The sequence below is a fragment of the Rahnella sp. PD4 genome, assembly GCF_049199325.1.
Taxonomy (GTDB): domain Bacteria; phylum Pseudomonadota; class Gammaproteobacteria; order Enterobacterales; family Enterobacteriaceae; genus Rahnella; species Rahnella perminowiae.
The window spans coordinates 506,561-521,428 of sequence record NZ_JBLZQF010000001.1 but is presented as its reverse complement, the minus strand read 5'-3'; the positions used below and the strand labels follow the sequence as shown (position 1 = coordinate 521,428).

Here is a 14,868-nt window from a genome sequence, read left to right as displayed (position 1 = left end):
AATATACAAGGCAGGAATGATGTCAACAAACAGAACGCTATCCGAAGTCATTGCGGACGCCGGAGACGAGCCATCTCCGCTGTATAAGCAGGTGAAACAGGGGATCATCAACCAGATCCTGCACGGACACTGGCAGCCGCGCCAGCGTGTGCCTTCAGAAAGTGAACTGGTTGCTGAGCTGGGATTCAGCCGGATGACCATCAACCGGGCACTGCGCGAATTAACCACCGAAGGCTACCTGCTGCGTTTACAGGGCGTTGGCACCTTTGTCAATGAAATGAAGGCGTTTACGCCGATGCTGGAAGTCAATAACATTTCTGATGAGATCAAAAACCGCGGGCATTTTCATACTTCCCGCGTTTTGCAACTGGATGAGCAAATTGCCAGTCACAATATGGCAATGAAATTTATGCTGCCGCCGGGCGTAGCGTTGTTCCATTCGCTGATCGTGCATTACGAAAATGATATTCCGGTACAGCTGGAGGACCGGCTGGTGAATCCGGATATTGCACCGTTGTATTTACAGCAGGACTTTACTAAAACGACGCCTTTCGCCTATCTCACCCAGCTGGCACCGCTGACGGCGGGTGAACATACCATTGAGGCCGTGATGGCCGGTAACGACGAGCAGCGCCTGCTGAATATTCATCAGACCGAGCCATGCCTGCAAACCCTGCGTCGGACCTGGCATCATGAAAAAGTCGTCACCTGCGCCCGGCTGTTATATCCGGGCGGCCGTTACAAGATGTTCGGCAGCTTTAAGAAATAAACCGGGCAGGATCAGGCAAGGATTCAGGAGGACTGTGGCTTGTGACTTCGGCGTTAAATTCTATAGTGAATAGGTCATTAACGACTCAGGAATTGACTGATGAAAACTGTCGGATTTGCTGCTTACGATCCTAAAAAACCGCTGGCACCGTTTACCTTTGAACGTCGCGGCCTGCGTGATAACGATGTCGCAATGGAAATTCTGTATTGCGGCGTTTGCCATTCTGATTTACATACCGCAAGAAATGACTGGGGCTGGAGCTACTATCCGATTGTTCCCGGCCATGAAATCGTCGGGCGCGTCACACAGATTGGTAAAGGCGTCACCCGCTATAAACCGGGCGATCATGTCGCTGTGGGGTGCATGGTAGACAGTTGTCAGGAATGCGATCAGTGTAAAAAAGGTGAAGAACAGTTGTGCCGCGAAGGTAATACCGGCACTTACGCGGGTTATGACCGTTTCACCAAAGCACCGACGCAGGGCGGATACTCCAAGCATTTAGTGGTGCGCGAGGAGTTTTGTCTGCGCATGCCGGAAGGGTTAGATCTTGCCAAAGCCGCGCCGCTGCTGTGCGCCGGTATCACCACCTGGTCGCCGCTGAAGACCTGGAACGTCGGGCCGGGCAGCCGCGTCGGCGTGATCGGCTTGGGCGGTCTGGGGCATATGGCGGTCAAACTGGCGGCCGGTCTGGGGGCAGAGGTTACGGTCGTGAGCCGTTCCAATGCCAAAGAAGCCGATGCGCTGGAATTAGGCGCAAGCCGTCTGCTGGTCAGTGCCGACAGTGACGCCATGGCGCAGGCACACGATCATTTTGATCTGATCATCGATACCGTACCGGTCAGACACGACATCACGCCGTATCTGCCGTTGCTGGATGTGGACGGCACGCTGGTGCTGGTCGGGCAGGTCGGGCCGATGGAAGAATTTAACACCGTTCCGCTGCTGTTAGGCCGTCGCCGCGTGGCGGGTTCGCCCATTGGCGGGATCCGCGAAACGCAGGAAATGCTCGATTTCTGCGCGGAGAAAAACATTCTGCCGGATTGCGAAATGATCCGCATGGATGAAATTAATGAAGCGTTTGAGCGTATGGAAAAAGCCGATGTGCGCTATCGTTTTGTGATTGATATGGCCTCGCTGGCCGCGCCTGCGGTGGTGTAATCTCCCTGCGTAAGTAAAACAGCAATGGCTCCTGCGGGAGCCATTTTTTCAGGCAGAAACCGGTACGGTTGCGCGTCTTTTCAGCGGTACGGTGATGAAAATCAGGCATGCGACGACCAGGCCGATGCCCGTCCAGCCCATCGGCGGCAAACGTTCACCGACAATCACGACCGCCAGCACCGCCGCGACCGCCGGTTCCAGCAAGGTTATGGTGGTTGCCATGCTGGCCGGAATGCGCGCAAGGGCATAGCCGAAACAGACATAACCTACAAACATCGGGATCAGCGCCATGTAGGCGCCGACCAGGGCGTTATTCCACGAGGCCAGAAGCGGCGCGCCGGTTACCCACAGTACCGGCATCAGCAATAAACCGCCGAGCCCGAAGGTGGCACCCATCGCCGCACGGGAAGGGACGCCGCGCTGCATTAAATGACGTGCCGCCCAGGAGTAAAGCGCGTAAGTCAGCCCGGCAACCAGGCCAAGCGCCACACCGGCAATCGTATGGTCGCCCTGACCGGAGACGGCATGACCTGCGCTTTTACCGATGCAAAGCAACACCATGCCCGCTACGCCAATAGCCGCACCGGTCATCCAGCGGCGGGTAAGGCGTTGTCCGTCGAGATAATATTCAATCAGCGCTGACAGCAGCGGGGCGGAACCGATGGAAATCACCGTGCCGACCGTGACGCCCGCCAGATGCATCGATGCGTAAAACGCCAGGGGATAAACCGCGACCGCCAGTGCGCCGGTGAGTAACATGCGGCCGTTTTGCCGCAGTGTTACCCGGCTGTCGACAATCCCTCTGGCGGAAATCAGCGCCTGCAACAATCCGCCCAGCCCCATCGCCACGGCCCCGATCGCCAGCGGGCTGACGTCGGGTGCAAATGTCGCAGCCGTACCGGTTGACCCCCAGAGAAAGGAAGCAAATACCACGGCGAGTACACCTGTCATGCGTTCACGAGGCGTTATCGTCATGATGCCTCCATCATTGAGGCCGCCATGTCCATCGCCTGACGGACACATTGACCGTTGCCCTCCAGACCCGCACGCGAAATCGCACCTTCCAGTAAAAAGGAAAAATGCCGTGCCATCAGCCGGGCTTTCGCGTCGTCATCAGGAAACAGTTCCAGAAGATGTGCGGTTACGATGGCTTCGACATGTTCTTTATGCCCGCGCACGGCCTGTCTGCCGGGTGCTCCGGCGGGCAGTTCGGCGGCGGCATTCAGCAACCCGCAGCCACGAAAACCATGCTCATAGGCAAATTCAGCGTGATCGTCATAGGCCTGAAATACGGCGAGCACTTTTTCCTGTGGTGTTTTGGCTTTTTTAACGCGCAGGGCGTACAGCTCCAGCCATTCATCGTGACGGATTTCAATGTACGTCGCGACCAGTGCAGCCTTAGATTCGAAATTGTTATAGAGGCTTTTTTTGGCGACACCGGCGCGTTTGACGATGGCATCAATCCCGGTCGCGGCAATGCCGTCGTTATAAAACAGAACGCGGGCGGCACCGAGCAGCCGGTCACGTGCGGATTCAGGTGTGGACATTTTATTTATCTCGTCTTGTACAGATACGAGTAGGTATACCAGTCTACCTACTACTTGTAAACACCCGGTATGAATAAGAAAAAGTGACGACTTAACCGTGCCTTTAGTACGGGAAAGAGACATAATCCGTTAAAAGCGGCGGAGAGACAGCGGGTTGGAGCCATCCGCCGCAGGCAGAATTGTTGTTAACTTCCGGAGAGATAAAAATGCTTCATGAGTGGTTCAACGCCTTGCACATCATTGCGGGTGTATTGTGGATTGGCGGCATGCTGGCCATGGCGCTGGTGTCGATGGCATATTCGCGCACATCCGGCGCGGCGGAAAGTGCAGGGCAGAAGTTACTGCTTGAGACGGTGCGCAAATGGACGCGCAGTGTCACCAGCCCGGCGATGATCCTGTTGTGGGTGGCGGGCATCGTGATGATTGTCAGTTATGGCAAATTCCCGCATGCCTGGCTGCTGATAAAAATGGTCGTGGTATTGATCCTCTCCGCGCTGCACGGCCTGCTTTCCGGGGATTTACGCCGCCGCGCCACCGGTCAGCCGGTCAAAGATTTTGCGCTGGTGCGCAACGCCGGTGTGGTCATTATTACCGGTGTGATCTTCATCGGTATTCTGGCGATAATCAGGCCTTTCTAAAATTTATTCATTATCCGTATGGCGCTATGACTCGCCGTTCACCAGGGCAATCAGGGTGCAAGGCACCGGCGGAATATTGCCTTCTTTTAATATTGTCAGTGAATGGTTTTCGCGCACGGCAAACAGCGGCAGCACGCCGCTGTTTTTCTCAAGATAATCAATCCAGCCAAAACTCTCATTTAACTGTGTGGCCTTAATCACCGCGCCTTTCGCCAGCAGGGAACTGAGCCTGGAGTAAGTGGCTTCGGTGCTGAACAGCACTTCGTGACGCTGAAAACGGCTGTTTTCCTGCGAGCGTCCGCCTTTGGGCACCGGACCTGAGCGTACGGCAAATACCTTTTCCCGGCCGAAAATGTGGCTGAAATGGTAGACTGCCAGCGCATTCTGATGGCGGTTCGGAGACAGTGCCAGCACCTGCGCGGTGCTGCTCAGATCCAGATAGTTTTCCGCATGTTCAGACCACGCGTTACCGTAATACGCCGGAATGCCGTCCATCCGCGCCTGCCGGTAATATTCCCAGCTGCTGTCGGTGAGCCGCACCGGAATATCCTGCTTCATCAGTACTTTTGCCAGCATTCTGGCCACACCGTTCGCGCCGATGATCAGCACGCCGCGCGGTGCTTTTTGTTGCACCCGTAATCCGCGTGCGATGGCACGGCTGGAAAGGCTTTGTAATACCACGGTGCCGATGATCACGGCAAAGACCACGGTCACCAGTTTGTCGGCCTGCGGGTAATGCATGCGTTGTAGCGTGAGGGCGAACAGGGAGCTGACGGCGGCGGCGACAATGCCCCGCGGCGCTATCCAGCACAGTAATAACCGGTCCCGCCAGTGCAACGATGACCGCCAGGTTGACACGGCTATACACAGCGGACGCGCAACAAACTGCACCACCAGCAGCAAAATAATCAGTGGCCAGCCCATCGCCATCAGTGCATGGAGATCCAGCCTGGCAGCCAGAATGATAAACAGTGCGGAGATCAGAATTGCTGACAGTTCCTCTTTAAATGCCAGAATGTCGGTGGTATCCACATCACGCATATTGGCCAGCCAGATGCCCGCCACGGTGACGGTCAGCATGCCCGATTCATCGGCAATGGCATTGGAAACGCCAAAAGCGGTCAGCATCACCGCCAGTACTCCCAGGTTTTGCAGATAGGCGGGGATCCATACGCGGCGCAGGGCCACGCCGAGCGCATAACCAAAAACCGAGCCCAGCACCAGCCCGACGGCGACGGTTGCACCGAGTGTCCAGAACAGATGCATCAGTGATTCGGCGTGCTGGCGCAGGGTGATAAATTCGAATACCAGCAGCGTGAAAATCGCGCCTACTGGGTCAATCACAATTCCTTCCCAGCGCAAAACCTGATTAATCGCCGCGTTCGGGCGAACCACGCGCATTAACGGTGCAATCACTGTCGGACCGGTCACCACCGTTACCGCACCGACCAGCGCTGCCAGTTCCGGTTCAAACCCGAGCAGCCACCAGCAGGCGAGGCTGATCACGCAGAACGTGACCAGCATGCCAATCGTGACCAGATTGCGGACCACGCCACCCAATCCGCGGACTTCATCAATTCTGAGCGTCAGCGCGCCCTCGAACAAAATGATGGCCACCGATATTGAGACCAGCGGAAACAGCAAATCGCCAAACAGGGCATCGGGCATAACGACGTGCGTGACCGGCCCCAGCACTACACCCAGTAACAGCAAAGGCAGGATCGCAGGGATTTTCAGCAACCAGGCCAGCCACTGCGCGAGTAACGATCCCAGGCCAATTACAACCAGCATCAGCGGAGCCGACAGCAGCATAAAATGTCCCTTTCAAGAAGAGGAAGCAAAGGTCCGGCTTACGGCCAGAAACAGGAAATGATAATCAGCATCAGTGTGCATCAAAAAACCCGCAATTTTTGCGGGCCTTTTTATATTGAGTATCAACCAAAAGATTTATTTTTTCTTATAAACGTCAGCAGTGCCGTGAATTTTATTGTTGGTATTACCGGAGGTTAATACAAATACATCGCCGCCTTTTTTATCGGCTTTCTTCGAGAGATCTTCAATGGCACCGGACTGCGAGGTTTTATTTGAGGTAGTGACAGAACCGACTTTGGTATACTGCGAAGCCACTTTTTCAAAATCTACTTTCTTCATTAATTCAGCTGAATAAGCGCTAAAAGAGACACAACCCATCACAGCCAGTGCCAGCAGAGCTTTAGATATTTTCATGTAAGCCTCAGATTTAAAATTGCTCAGTAAATTGAAGGAGAACAACAGGAAGACGCTTATTGATTGAAATCCCTGTTAAACAATAACCCACCTTTTAAACAATGAGTTATCACTGCATTTAGTAATAGACAAGGAAGTAAATAATTACAAGGCGGAAAGGAAAATTAAGCGGCGAATACGGTGTTAAACCATCAATCCCGCGCAAACATCCCCGGGGATTTAATACCCGCTGTGTATGTTATTTGCCTGTTAATACGTAACCCGGAAAATGTTTCACTGCTAATAATTAAGTTTGAACCTGCCGTACTGGCACAACGTCAGCCTTATCAGCCTGATCTGAGCGCAGAACATATCGGTTATGGCCGTGCGCAGCCCGCTTTCCGGCACGGAACAGGGTGCCTGCTGTATTACTTTTAACTGAACGTGACGGATAGCGTCTCCCCGCGATGTCCCTTTAAGAATTCCTTAACGTAACGTCTGTAGGATGAGCGTTCTGACTGCCGGAAGTCTGGAATTCTCATCGCAGATATTTTCAATATAGGGGCATCGTCATGGTATTAAACACCGCAGTGACCGCCACGATTGGCAGCGTACTGATTACCCTTCAGTTTTCCTCTCTCGTCATCGCCTGGTGGCGGATGCGCAGTGGCGTCCTGCGCGATGAAGTGCATGAAACCTCGGAATTTATCGTGCTGGTGCGGCCATTGTGCGGGCATAACGCCTTCGAAGAGGAGACCATGCGCTCCAGTTTTTATCAGGATTATCCCGCTTATGAAATTGTGTTTTGCGTGGCGTCACGGTTTGATCCGGTGATCCCGCTGGTGGAAAAACTGATGGCGGAATTCCCCGATAAGCCTGCACGACTGCTGATTGGCGATGACAAGATATCCGCCAATCCGAAAGTGAATAATCTTAATAAAGCCTGGAGCAATACCACCGCAGGCGTGGTGGCAATGGCAGACAGCAATCTGCTGTTACCGCCGGATTATCTGCGTTCACTGGCGAATACTTTTGACAGTCAGACCGGGCTGGTGAGTTCTCCGGCAGTCGGGATGATCCCGGAGAATTTATGGGGTGCCGTAGAAGCCGCAATGCTGAATACGCATCAGGCGCGCTGGCAGTATCTGTCGGATTTTCTGGGTAACGGTTTTGCGCAGGGGAAAACGTTGTGCTGGCGGCGCGAGGTGCTTGATAATGGTGGCGGAATGGCAGCGCTGGGCAGTGAGCTGGCGGAAGATGTCGCCTCAACCAAACTGGTACGCCGCGCGGGGCTGAAAGTCCGTCTGCCCGCGCAACCTTTTGTGCAGCCTATCGGGCATCGCAGCCTGGAAGCGGTCTGGAGCAGACAACTGCGCTGGGCGCGCATCCGGCGTGCCGGTTTTTTCTGGCTGTTTGTGCCTGAAATTATTATGGGTTTCCTGCCTGCTCTGGCAGCAGTGGTCTGGCTGACCCTCCGCGGTGATTTACCCCTGTTTGCAGCTCCTGTGCTTTTTGTGTTGTGGTATGGCGGCGAATGGGCGCTGGCCAAAGCGCTCGGCTGGCCGCATCAGCTAAGAGATATTCTGGCGATGTGCATCCGCGATATCCTGCTGCCCGCCTTGTGGTTATGGTGCTGGACCGGGCGCGGTTTTACGTGGCGCGGCACTATTTTGGGTGAAGGGCACTTAAGCAAAAAACAACCGGTGTCTGCCAGTCAGCACTCAGGGAAATAAGGACAGCATGTTTTCTCTTGAAACACTCGAAACGCTTATCAGAACGCACGGCCTGTTGATCATGACGCCGCTGGCCATCCTTGAAGGGCCGGTAGTGACGGTGATTGCAGGTTACTTCGCCCGTCTCGGCTATTTCAGCGTGTCCGCCATGTTTACCGTGGTGATGGTGGGGGAAGTGCTGGGGGATATCATTTTTTACTCGCTCGGACGCTGGGTGATCAAAGCTGACGGACAACCGCCCGGCTGGCTGGCCCGTCTTGGGCTGACACAGCCGCGGCTGGAAAAAATGGTGAAAAGTTTTGATCGCAAAGGCGGGCGGTTGCTGGTGCTCGCCAAACTGACCCATTCCGCTGGCGCACTGGTGCTGACCGGCGCGGGAATAGCGCGGATGCCGCTGGTGCCTTTTCTGTTCTATAACATCATCGCGGCCATTCCTAAAAGCCTGTTTCTTCTGGGCCTCGGCTGGATGTTCGGCGATATTATCGCAGAGGTGAATAACTGGATAGCCTGGGTATCCCTTGGCCTGTTCATCCTGCTGGCCGTGACGGGGGTGCTCTGGGTGAGGTCTAAACAATGATCACGGTGAGTTGCATTATTCCGGCACACAATGAGGCCGGTCGTATCGGCAGGGTGCTGGATGTGGTGCAGAATCACCCTTTGCTGCTGGAGATTATCGTGGTGGATGACGGCTCCGGCGATAATACCGCACAAGTCGCACAAGGCAGGGGGATCAGGGTGATCAGCCTGCCTGAAAATCGCGGTAAAAGTTACGCCGTGGCCGAAGGCATTGCTGTGGCAACGGGCAGCCATCTGCTGATGCTTGACGCGGATCTTGTCGGGCTGAATGATGACGATATTACGGCGCTCATCCGGCCGGTGATGCAACATCAGGCTGATGTCACGATAAGCCTGAGGCGTAACAGCCCGTGGGTCTGGCGGTTTATCGGGCTGGATTATATCTCCGGTGAGCGGGTGTTTGCGCGCGGGTTAGTGGCGAAGCATCTCGGGGAGATCCGCCGGTTGCCGCATTTCGGGCTGGAAGTCTGGATCAATCAGCGCTGGATTGCCGCCGGATTTCGCTTACAGGTCATCAGATGGCAGGGCGTTATCAGCCCGTATAAAGCCGCTAAAATCGGCAGGTGGCGTGGATTACAGGCCGATATATCGATGATGCGCGATATATTCCGGACCATCAGCTTGCGCGAATCGGTACGGCAAATTATCTGTCTTAAGCGCAAAATCCGGGCCTGAGTGTGAATGTCACTTTGCCCCGCAGCTCTGGCAACAATTGGGTCGACCCGTCTGGTCACAAAAAGAATCTTGCAGCCGCTATTGTGCGAAAGGCGGTATCACATAATTAAAAACTGCTGAATGTCATCATTCACCCGGCAATAATTTAATCATTAATAGCCGGGGAGTGGTTTTTATATCGTTCAATTAACAGATGTAAAACTCCCATTGCCCCGTGCGCATAAAAATACACTTCAATAAAAGTGGTAAGAAACTTATGCCACCCGATAATAGTGTCGGCCAAATCAGATTTAACAGCATTGAGTAAGAACCATAACCCCCCCGACATTGCGACGCATAATAACGCCAGAACACCAAGCCCCTGAACAGTACTGGCAATACCCCCAGAGTGAGATTCTGGTAAGCGATATTTCATCAGCGTATTTATATCTTGTTTAATACCCGAAAAATCAAGCTTTGCCCATGCAAAATAGTAAGTAAAACCTCTCCGGGTCATCATCCAGCCAAGCAACATGAAACCACAGATGATCAGCCCAAACCCGGAAATTACATGTACCCAGGTTATCACTGAGTCCAGGCCATGTTCGGTAAGCGCTTCAGTTTCAGTAAAATTGGAATTGATAATTTGTGAAAATATTAAAAGTGCCACAACAATGTGAAGAGCACGGAAAAAAGGGGCGTACTCGTGAGGTAACCTATTCCAAATTCGTGATTTCATAGCCATTGCCTTAATGGATTTATCGACATTATGAATCTTACGAAAGAATTATTAACGTAACCTTAATTTTAAAACTATCTTCCAATAAATACGCATTTTTTCAGTGAGGCAATAAATACCGGAGAGTGATAACTATTATTATTACCATCAGCATGTTGGTCTGTTGACAGAAACCCTGGTCAAATGATTTTTTCAGACATTATTGGTGTTATCTGGCCAATAATTGTAGCGCGGCGAAATCTTCCGGACTGTTTCGCGCTCAATTCCGGACTGTCTAACGACCTTTAAAATGCCTCTTTTGGACTGTCCGGAATTGATTGTAACGCCGTTAAAACCCCGCACCTGATAACCCGCTTAAAAAATATTGATCGGTGTCACCGATCAATACCAACAATTTGATCGTTATTAACCATTATCATCTTGTGGTTTATCTGGCTATGGTCTCCAAAACTTAAGGAGACGTGTCATGTTCTGGAAGATATTTACGGTTTTTATGGTGCTGTGGCTGATGGTTGGCTTTCTCGTAAATCGCTGCCGACATCGTGAAGAACCGGAAGATAAGAGTGATGAATGCCCCTATGAGTAGGGTATTTTTTCAGGCTGTACGCTCCCAAACCATGACGAGTTTTGATTGAGGAACAATGGAGACAGCCGTACCGGCTCCACTGCTGCCAGTAGCATCGGGTGGTGAAAGCCACGTTAACAAGTAGGGGTATTGTGCGAGCTGAAGACGTGCGAAAGCGGCTGAGGGGGTCCAGCAACTAAGGATGATTTACACGGGAAATCAATGGGGATGGAACGTGAGGAAAGCCCGGTCAGCCGACCGGGTTTTGTACTTCAGGGGATAATATCACTCAACCTTGCGGGCGTTGTCTGCTTTCCATTCTTCGTATGTCGCTTCAAGGATCCACAGACAGGTCGCTCCTTTGTCCGCTCCTGGGCGCTGGATCTCAAGGGACGTGGGATCCGCGTGAATGTTGTCAGTCCCGGTCCGGTGCGGACGCCAGGTCTGGGTGGACGGGTGCCGGATGAGCACCGTCAGGGCTTATTTGATGCGCCTGCCGCACAGGTGCCGCTGGGTCGTCTGGGAGAACCGGGAGAAATCGGCAAAGTTGTGGCGTTTCTGGCCTCGGATGCTGCCAGCTTTATCAACGGCACGGAACTGTTTGTGGATGGCGGTATGGGGCAGGTCTGAGGCGTTTTCCCCATGACACTCGGCGACGGTGAGACTGTCGGCAGGTTTTTGCGTCTGAGGGATAAACCCTGATAAATCATGCTTAATTAGCAGAAATTAATCTATGGATGGGATATTTTAAGGATTGTCGCTCGAAGATATACGATATATCCTTAATGCTTAATTCTTCGCCGGATCACCGCCATGACGACTGCCAGACCTTTGCTCGACGTTCGCCACCTCGCCATTCATACCGATGCCGGATTACCGTTGGTCAAACCGCTTTCCCTGCAGGTGAACCGCCGTGAAATGGTGGCACTGGTGGGGGAGTCCGGTTCCGGTAAGACACTGAGTTCGCTGGCGCTGATGGGATTGCTGCCGCCGGGAGTGAGTATGACGGGGGGAGAAATCTGGCTGGCCGGTAAATCCATTGCCAGTCCGCAGAGGACGTTTGACGCATCTGCGCGGGGTAAACGGCTGGCGATGATTTTTCAGGAACCGATGACCAGTATGAATCCGGTGCTCAAAGTCGGGGAACAGATAGCCGAAGTGCTGGTACGTCATCAGGGGCTGGACTGGAAACAGGCACACCGTGAGGCCATCGTTTTGCTGGATCGTGTCGGTATTCTGAATCCGGAGCAACGGGCGAAACAATATATCCATCAGCTTTCCGGCGGCATGCGTCAGCGGGTCATGATCGCCAGCGCGATCAGCTGTAAACCGTCACTGCTGATTGCCGATGAACCAACCACCGCGCTGGACGTCACCATTCAGGCGCAAATTCTGGCGTTGCTGCTGGAATTGCAGCAGGAAATGCAGATGGGTGTGCTGCTGATCACCCATGACCTGAGCGTGGTAGCGCGTTACGCCGACCGTGCTTACGTCATGCATCAGGGAAGTCGGGTGGAAGAAGGGCCGGTGGCAAAACTGCTGACCGATCCTCAGGAGCCTTACACCCGTAAACTGATTGCCGCTTCCCAGCCGGAACCGCGCCCGGTCACCGCAGAAATCTGCGCGACATCGCCGCTGGTTCGTTTACACAACGTGAGCAAAAGCTATCCGCAGGCGCAGCATCTCCCTTTTGTACCGGCAAAACGGCAGACCGTACTTTTCCCGACAACGCTGGATATCCGTCGCGGTGAAATTCTGGGGCTGATCGGTGAATCCGGCTCGGGGAAAACCACGCTGGGCCGGGCGATCATTGGCCTGACGGAAACTGACAGCGGTGATATCGAATTTGACGGCGTTTCCCTGACCCGTGCCAGTCACGCCACACGGCAAAAAATGCGCAGCCGTGCGCAGATTATCTTTCAGGATCCTTACGCCAGTCTGAACCCTAAAATGACCATCGGTGAGCAAATTGCTGAGCCGCTACGTGTCTGGAAATTGCGTCCTGCCGGACAGATTCAGGTGCGGGTAGATGAATTACTGAAACGGGTGGGACTGGAAGCACATCACGCCAGCCGCTTGCCCGGCGCATTTTCCGGCGGTCAGCGTCAGCGCGTGGCCATTGCCCGTGCGCTGGCATTAGAGCCAGAGTTACTGGTGGCGGATGAAGCCGTGTCGGCGTTAGATCTCTCGGTTCGCGGGCAGATACTGGCATTGCTGGATGAACTTCGCCGGCAACTCGGCCTGACCGTGCTGTTTATCAGCCATGATCTCGCCGCGGTGAAACAAGTGTGTGACCGCGTGGTGGTACTTTATCATGGCAAGGTTGTGGAAAGCGGACTCACTGCACAGGTGCTGGGCGCGCCGCAGCATGCTTACACACAAACTTTACTGGCGGCAGCGCCGGATATCACGCAGGCGCTGAAACTGCGCAATGTCAGTTAAAATCCGTCAGCAGGGGCAGTTCAGGATGACCTGCCCATTCATGCCAGGAACCGACATAAATGGCCAGTTGCCGGTAACCCGCCAGCTGCAAAGCGATGAATACTGTGGCGGCGCGTGCGCCCCGGTGACAATAAATAATGTTCCGCCGGTCGGGCCGCAGTCCGGCTTTTTCCGCGCGATGGCGGATTTCGCCGGCATCCAGAAACCCGCCGTTATGCACCACATCCTCCCAGAACAGCAACTTCGCACCGGGGATCCTTCCTGCCCGCTGACAGCATTCATGCGCAAATTCCCCCGTGAATTCTGACGGACGGCGTGCGTCCACAATCTCTGCGCCCGTTGCCTGTGCCGCAAGCACTTCGGCCCGCGTGGCCGCCAGTGCGATGTTCATGCTGGCGTCCGTACGGTAATCCGGATTGTCGGCGCTTATCACTGCGCTGTTGCCGGTTCCCGGTATGAGATCGCCGCCTGCGCGTTGCCAGGCATCCAGTCCGCCATCGAGCACCAGTGGCTGACAGATACCGCCGCATAGCGCAAACCATGCACCGCGCGGGGAGCGCATACCGACCTGTTGTTCAAAGAAAACAGGCGTGACGCTGTCACTTATAGCCAGTTCCTGCCAGGCAGACCGAAAGGCATTGAACAGGCTGTTCACACCGGCCTGGGTGCTGTCGGGAATAAAGTAATCATAGACATTCAGATGATGTGCGCCCGGCAGGGTTCCGGCCTGCCACTGCGTGATTTCACGGACATCAATCAGCGCAAACTGCTCGCCATTTTTGTGGCGTTCAAGCAGTTCGGCGGCGCTGATAAGGATGCGCGGCAAGGGTAATGCAGAATAATCAGTCAAGGTAAAATGACTCCGGAAAAAGCGGTAACAACGTACCGGTTCCCTGTTGCTGCGCGAGTGCCAGTACGCGGGCTGCCAGGGCGATGTCGAAGACGTTGAGGCCAAACGAGGAGAAATACACACTGTCATCCGGCGCAGGCCGCCAGCCATCGAGCAGCAGATGGGGTAAATCGGCATCCACGCGGTCCGGCGAAAATTTTCCGGCGCGGTACATCTGAAAAAGACTTTTGGCGCTGGTTTCGCAGAAATCTCCCCACAAATCGACCACCACCCGTGTGGCGCGGGCAATCGCTTCGAACGTGACTTCGTGATAACCCACCTGGATAACCAGCCTTCCGGGACGGATTGCCTCCGTGCCCAGCAGGGGTTCTGCGGCGCTGGTGCAGGTGATCACCGCACCGGCGTCCTGTGCGCAGGCGTGCTGTAAATTGCTGAACCTGATCAGCGGCCACGGCAGGTTTTCGCTGTCCGGGGCAAAAACCGTTGCGCTGCGGCTCCACCAGCTGACCTGTTTCAGCTCAGGGAAAAGCTGGCGCAGCATCTCAAGATGCGCCGTGGCCTGCACGCCGGTGCCGAGCAGGAGGACGTGCTGAACCGGGCGCGGTGCGGCATGGCGCAACGCCAGCGCCGAGACGGCGGCGGTGCGGGTGGCCGTCAGCGCGGCGCTTTCCACCAGCCCGAGCGGCAAACCATTATCTGCGCGGTTAATCAGCGTCATCGCCATCGCCTGCGGCAGACCGTCGTGTGCATCGGGGCGATGTGCCGTCCATTTCACTCCTGCGGCATTGAAACGGCCACCCACACTGGCGGGCAGCGCGTAGGCTTTTCCCCGGTCGCCACCGAGAGTGACATGGGTTTCCGACGGCATCTGCGCCTGTTGCTGACGCATTAAGGTGACAACGTCACGAATATCATCCAGTGCAGCCTGCGCCTGCGTACCGCCGAGCGTCATCACATCCTGCTGACTCAGATAGCGGAAACCCTGCGTCATC

General features: G+C 54.6%; 14 protein-coding genes and 1 pseudogene. 8 read left to right on the top strand and 7 right to left on the bottom strand.

The features are described from left to right. Window positions 1–19: 19 nt before the first annotated feature. Together hutC and ACOZIO_RS02260 are read left to right on the top strand one after the other, a co-directional pair. Entirely contained in the window at window positions 20–769 is a 750-nt protein-coding gene (hutC, locus tag ACOZIO_RS02265; protein ID WP_129990904.1) for a histidine utilization repressor, read from the top strand. Between the two features lie 99 nt (window positions 770–868). Beyond that, window positions 869–1,927, top strand: a complete 1,059-nt coding sequence (locus tag ACOZIO_RS02260) for an NAD(P)-dependent alcohol dehydrogenase (protein WP_274384014.1) — start codon at window positions 869–871, stop codon at window positions 1,925–1,927. A gap of 48 nt (window positions 1,928–1,975) precedes the next feature. On the opposite strand, the gene ACOZIO_RS02255 is transcribed toward ACOZIO_RS02260, so the two are convergent. Next, window positions 1,976–2,902, bottom strand: a complete 927-nt coding sequence (locus tag ACOZIO_RS02255; RefSeq protein ID WP_421594887.1) for a DMT family transporter — start codon at window positions 2,900–2,902, stop codon at window positions 1,976–1,978. Next, on the bottom strand, window positions 2,899–3,474 hold the full coding sequence (locus ACOZIO_RS02250; protein WP_217157524.1) for a TetR/AcrR family transcriptional regulator: 576 nt from the start codon (window positions 3,472–3,474) through the stop codon (window positions 2,899–2,901). The genes ACOZIO_RS02255 and ACOZIO_RS02250 overlap by 4 nt, the downstream gene beginning before the upstream one ends. Before the next feature lie 206 nt (window positions 3,475–3,680). Here ACOZIO_RS02250 and ACOZIO_RS02245 point away from each other — a divergent pair, with 206 nt between their 5' ends. Continuing rightward, complete coding sequence (locus ACOZIO_RS02245; RefSeq protein WP_129951382.1) at window positions 3,681–4,112, top strand: CopD family protein; 432 nt, start codon at window positions 3,681–3,683, stop codon at window positions 4,110–4,112. A 24-nt stretch (window positions 4,113–4,136) separates the two neighbouring features. Here ACOZIO_RS02245 and ACOZIO_RS02240 read toward each other — a convergent pair whose 3' ends face one another. Beyond that, window positions 4,137–5,924, bottom strand: a complete 1,788-nt coding sequence (locus ACOZIO_RS02240) for a cation:proton antiporter (protein ID WP_129990664.1) — start codon at window positions 5,922–5,924, stop codon at window positions 4,137–4,139. Between the two features lie 135 nt (window positions 5,925–6,059). After that, window positions 6,060–6,338, bottom strand: coding sequence for a DUF1471 family periplasmic protein YahO (gene yahO / locus ACOZIO_RS02235; RefSeq protein WP_129951380.1), 279 nt, complete (start codon window positions 6,336–6,338; stop codon window positions 6,060–6,062). Between the two features lie 551 nt (window positions 6,339–6,889). Between yahO and ACOZIO_RS02230 the strand changes: the two genes are divergently transcribed. Genes ACOZIO_RS02230 through ACOZIO_RS02220 form a run of 3 tightly spaced genes read left to right on the top strand, consistent with a single transcriptional unit; the run spans window position 6,890 to window position 9,301 of the window. Beyond that, on the top strand, window positions 6,890–8,050 hold the full coding sequence (locus ACOZIO_RS02230; protein ID WP_421594886.1) for a ceramide glucosyltransferase: 1,161 nt from the start codon (window positions 6,890–6,892) through the stop codon (window positions 8,048–8,050). Between the two features lie 7 nt (window positions 8,051–8,057). Beyond that, entirely contained in the window at window positions 8,058–8,627 is a 570-nt protein-coding gene (locus ACOZIO_RS02225; RefSeq protein WP_129990666.1) for a DedA family protein, read from the top strand. Further along, the gene (locus tag ACOZIO_RS02220) at window positions 8,624–9,301 is read left to right on the top strand and encodes a glycosyltransferase family 2 protein (RefSeq protein WP_235172870.1); all 678 of its coding nucleotides are present in this window, start codon (window positions 8,624–8,626) and stop codon (window positions 9,299–9,301) included. The genes ACOZIO_RS02225 and ACOZIO_RS02220 overlap by 4 nt, the downstream gene beginning before the upstream one ends. A 145-nt stretch (window positions 9,302–9,446) precedes the next feature. Here ACOZIO_RS02220 and ACOZIO_RS02215 read toward each other — a convergent pair whose 3' ends face one another. After that, on the bottom strand, window positions 9,447–10,019 hold the full coding sequence (locus tag ACOZIO_RS02215; protein WP_129990668.1) for a cytochrome b/b6 domain-containing protein: 573 nt from the start codon (window positions 10,017–10,019) through the stop codon (window positions 9,447–9,449). 919 nt (window positions 10,020–10,938) lie between these two features. Here ACOZIO_RS02215 and ACOZIO_RS02210 point away from each other — a divergent pair. Together ACOZIO_RS02210 and ACOZIO_RS02205 are read left to right on the top strand one after the other, a co-directional pair. Next, window positions 10,939–11,214 (top strand): annotated as a pseudogene (locus ACOZIO_RS02210) (SDR family oxidoreductase); the annotation flags it as partial. Between the two features lie 183 nt (window positions 11,215–11,397). Continuing rightward, window positions 11,398–13,026, top strand: coding sequence for a dipeptide ABC transporter ATP-binding protein (locus ACOZIO_RS02205; protein WP_421594885.1), 1,629 nt, complete (start codon window positions 11,398–11,400; stop codon window positions 13,024–13,026). Here ACOZIO_RS02205 and ACOZIO_RS02200 read toward each other — a convergent pair. Together ACOZIO_RS02200 and ACOZIO_RS02195 are read right to left on the bottom strand one after the other, a co-directional pair. Beyond that, on the bottom strand, window positions 13,019–13,876 hold the full coding sequence (locus tag ACOZIO_RS02200; RefSeq protein ID WP_421594884.1) for a sulfurtransferase: 858 nt from the start codon (window positions 13,874–13,876) through the stop codon (window positions 13,019–13,021). The two genes, ACOZIO_RS02205 and ACOZIO_RS02200, sit on opposite strands and share 8 nt — an antisense overlap. Beyond that, a complete protein-coding gene (locus ACOZIO_RS02195) occupies window positions 13,869–14,867 on the bottom strand; it encodes an ornithine cyclodeaminase (RefSeq protein WP_129990671.1) in 999 nt (332 codons plus the stop codon). Before ACOZIO_RS02195 ends, ACOZIO_RS02200 begins: the two co-directional genes overlap by 8 nt. Between the last annotated feature and the right edge of the window lies 1 nt (window position 14,868).